The following is a 3,640-nucleotide window of genomic DNA, read 5'->3' on the forward strand; positions in this document are numbered from 1 at the left end:
GTCGACGCCGCACCTGCACCGGCAATCGCGACCAACAAGTCGTCGCAGGATTCGTTTATGGCGCCTGGTGCGCCAACCGCCGAGAACCCGGCCGCCCCGTCAAACCAATCCGCTCCGGCTGTGCCTGAAACGGTGCGCGAAAACGCAGTTGTGGCGGCGACTGTCACTCTTGCCAGTGGCCAGATCGCCATCACGCCAAACCTTGTCACCGTGACGCGCGGCGGCGAAAGCGTCATTTTCGACATTGCCAAGGACAGCTCTGTGACGCCACGCACACCGCTGCCTGACTGGATCGAGCAACGCAGGCCAGGCTCGACGGCCTATGTCTCGTTTGGTTTTCTCGGCCGCGCCGAAGTCCAAAACGACGAAGTCGTCGCCTGGAGACGTTTCTTTGGCTGGGCCAATTTTGTCTTCGACACGAACTCGCCATTCTGGGGAAAGCCGTTCGGCGAGGTCGCGTCACTGATTATATCAGGGGCACACGTCGACCCGTCGCGGTCAAACGCAGCGCTCGCCTGGGACAACATCCTCAACAACGCCGAGTGGCAGCACGGCGACGTCTGGCTGAAGCTTTTGCAGACCATCGTCATGGCTTTTGTCGGCACGGTTCTGGCCTCGATCGTCGCCTTTCCGCTCGCCTTCCTGGCTGCGCGCAACGTCACGCCGAGCCGGATAGCCAATCAGGTAACAAAGCGCTTCTTCGATTTCCAGCGCTCGGTCGACATGCTGATCTGGGCGCTGTTCTTTACGCGCGGCTTCGGTCCGGGGCCACTGGCCGGCATGTCGGCGATCTTTTTCACCGACACCGGCACTTTGGGCAAACTTTATTCCGAGGCGCTGGAAAACATCGACGACAAGCAGCGCGAAGGCATCCGCTCGGTTGGCGCCACGCCGGCAATGGTGCAGCGCTACGGGGTGCTGCCCCAGGTTTTGCCGGTATTCCTTAGCCAATCCCTCTATTTCTGGGAATCGAACACGCGGTCAGCCACGATCATAGGCGCTGTCGGCGCCGGCGGTATCGGCCTGAAACTGTGGGAAGCCATGCGCACCAACACCAATTGGGCCAATGTTTTCTATATGGTTCTGTTGATCCTGGTTGTCGTCTTTGTCTTTGACAACATCTCCAGCTATCTCCGCCGCAAACTGATGGGAACCGTCGCAAACGGCAACGATGAGCGGCGCGCCGGCTTCCCGCCGGCGGTTCAGATCGCCTGAGTGGAAGGCTCGGCTGCGTCCTAAGCACCTGCCTTCTTCCAACCACTCCTGATGTGTTTGTAGCCGTCGCGGTAGACGGCTTCCGGGCTTTCCGAAAAATCGCGCCAGACCTTGGTGGCCGCCGCCAAATCCTTCAGCGAGCGGCCGAAGGCCTCGATCGTCAGCCAATCGTCATAGCCGCTCTTGCGGATGGCCGAAAACGTCTCTTTCCACGGAATGTGGCCGCGCCCAGGCACGCCGCGATCGTTCTCCGAAATATGGATATGGACGACATTTTTGTGGTTGCGCGTATAGGCGCCGATCGGGTCGGCCTCCTCGATATTGGCGTGAAAGGTGTCGTACATCGCCTTGATATGCGGCCGGTCGATTGCGTCGATATGCTCGGACAGATCGTCCATCGTGTTGAGCAGATAGCATTCGAAGCGGTTGAGCGCCTCCAGCCCGATGGTGACGTTCTTCTTGCCGGCATGGTCGCCGATGGCGCGTTGCGAGGCAACGGAGCGCTTCTTCTCCGCCGCCGTCGGCCCGCTGCCGGAGAAGGCGCCGAGTGTCGAATGCAGCGGGCCGCTCAACGTTTTGGCGCCGAGCGCAGCCGAGCAGTCGATCGCCCATTTCATATAGTCGATGCCGGCCTTGCGCGTTGCGCCATCGGCCGAGATCAAATTCATCGCCGGATCGCCCATGGCCGAGACGGCGGTGCGTTCCAGTCCGATGCGGTCGAGCAGCGCGCCGAGCTTTTTGTAATCGTCCGGCATGCCTGAAAAGATAGGTATCTCAACGCCATCGAAGCCGGTCGCCTTGATATCCCTGAGCAATGGCTCGTGTTTCTTCGACACGGCCGTCGTCCACAAGAACATACACATGCCGATTTTCATCGACGCCCCCTCCCTTTGACAGCCGGCTGGCTCCTCCGCCGACTTCGCCACAAGTCCCCTCATCCGGCCGCTTCACGGCCACCTTCTCCCCGCTGGGGAGAAGAGGCAGACGCTAGCGCCAGCGATCTCCTCTCCCCCCGGGGAGAGGTCGGATTGCCCCGAATTGCCCTCGCAATTCGGCTGGCAACCCGGGTGAGGGGGGACTTCCCGTAACCGGGCGCAGCGATTAGAGTTTCGTCCAGGCCCCGTTCTTCTTCGACGACTTCACGCAGGCCTCGATGAAAGCCATGCCTTCGACGCCGTCCTGAATGGTCGGGAAGATGACATCCTTAGCCGGCTTGCCGCCTTTGCGGCGCGCCGCGCGGATGGTACGGGCCGCCTCCTGGTAGATGTTGGCGAAACCTTCGAGATAGCCTTCCGGGTGTCCTGATGGAACGCGGCTGACGCGTCCGGCGACGGGCAGCGCGCCGGCGCCATTGCGGGTGATCAACTGCTTCGGCTGGCCGAACGGCGTGTACCAGAGATAGTTCGGGTCGGCCTGCACCCATTCAAGCCCGCCCTTCGAGCCATAGATGCGCAGCTTCAGCCCGTTCTCGTGGCCGGGCGCCACCTGGCTCGCCCAGATCATGCCCTTGGCCGGGTGCGACTTGCCGACCGGTTTGAAGCGCAGCATCACGTTGACATTGTCGTCGAGCTGCCGCCCCGGCACGAAGGCGTCGAGATCGGCTGAAAGCGAATCGAGCTCCAGCCCGCAGACGAAGCGCGCGAGATTGTAGGCATGCGTGCCGATGTCACCCAGCGCGCCGCCGGCGCCGGCCTGCTTGGGATCTGAGCGCCAGGCCGCCTGCTTCTGGCCGGTGGCGGCAAGGTCTTCGGTCAGCCAGTCCTGCGGATATTCCGACTGCACGATGCGGATGTCGCCGAGCTGCCCCTTGGCCACCATCTCGCGTGCCTGCCGCACCATCGGATAGGCGGTGTAATTATGTGTCAGCACGAACACTTTGCCGGTCTTTTCGACCAGTGCCGCCAGCTTCTTCGCTTCCGCCAACGTCGTCGCCAGTGGCTTGTCGCAGATGACGTGGATGCCGGCTTCGAGAAACGCCTTCGCCGCCGGCACATGCACATTGTTGGGTGTGACGATGGCCACCGCTTCGATGCCGTCTGGCCGCTTAGCCTCGGCCTTGGCCATCTCGGCGAAGGAGCCGTAGCTGCGCGTGGGATCCAGCCCGAGTTCCTCGGCCGAAGCCTTGGCACGCACCGGATTGGACGATAGCGCGCCGGCGACCAGCACGAACTCATTGTCCATGCGCGCCGCGATCCGGTGCACGGCGCCGATGAAGGCGCCCTGCCCGCCGCCGACCATGCCGTAGCGGATCGGGCCGCCTCCCGTTTCCGACTTCGATGCGCCGACCATGATTTTCTCCCTCGTCGTTGCTTCCTCCCTCTAGAGGGGAGGTCGATCCGCGCAGCGGATCGGGTGGGGTCGCCGGGCATGGAGCGCGGCATGGACCGACCCCACCCGGCCCTTCGGGCCACCCTCCCCTCAAGGG

Annotated in this window: 3 protein-coding genes; 1 reads left to right on the top strand and 2 read right to left on the bottom strand. The window is 62.8% G+C overall.

Annotation, left to right across the window (positions count from 1 at the left end; genetic code table 11):
• Positions 1-1,215: phosphonate ABC transporter, permease protein PhnE (gene phnE, locus E5W87_RS34115; RefSeq protein ID WP_292407939.1), on the top strand; the 1,215-nt coding region annotated here is incomplete at its 5' end.
• A gap of 20 nt (positions 1,216-1,235) precedes the next feature.
• On the opposite strand, the gene E5W87_RS34120 is transcribed toward phnE, so the two are convergent.
• Positions 1,236-2,090: a sugar phosphate isomerase/epimerase gene (locus E5W87_RS34120; protein WP_292407941.1), complete on the bottom strand. Its 855-nt coding sequence runs from the start codon at positions 2,088-2,090 to the stop codon at positions 1,236-1,238.
• A gap of 226 nt (positions 2,091-2,316) precedes the next feature.
• Positions 2,317-3,504 carry a Gfo/Idh/MocA family oxidoreductase gene (locus tag E5W87_RS34125; RefSeq protein WP_292407945.1) on the bottom strand — a complete coding sequence of 396 codons (1,188 nt, stop codon included), beginning with the start codon at positions 3,502-3,504 and terminating at the stop codon, positions 2,317-2,319.
• Positions 3,505-3,640 lie beyond the last annotated feature (136 nt).

The organism is Mesorhizobium sp. (genome assembly GCF_004962925.1).
Lineage (GTDB): Bacteria > Pseudomonadota > Alphaproteobacteria > Rhizobiales > Rhizobiaceae > Mesorhizobium.

Coding starts and splice junctions, on each gene's coding strand:
- E5W87_RS34120 (WP_292407941.1), bottom strand. CDS start 2,090: ATGAAAATCGGCATGTGTATGTTCTTGTGGACGACGGCCGTGTCGAAG.
- E5W87_RS34125 (WP_292407945.1), bottom strand. CDS start 3,504: ATGGTCGGCGCATCGAAGTCGGAAACGGGAGGCGGCCCGATCCGCTAC.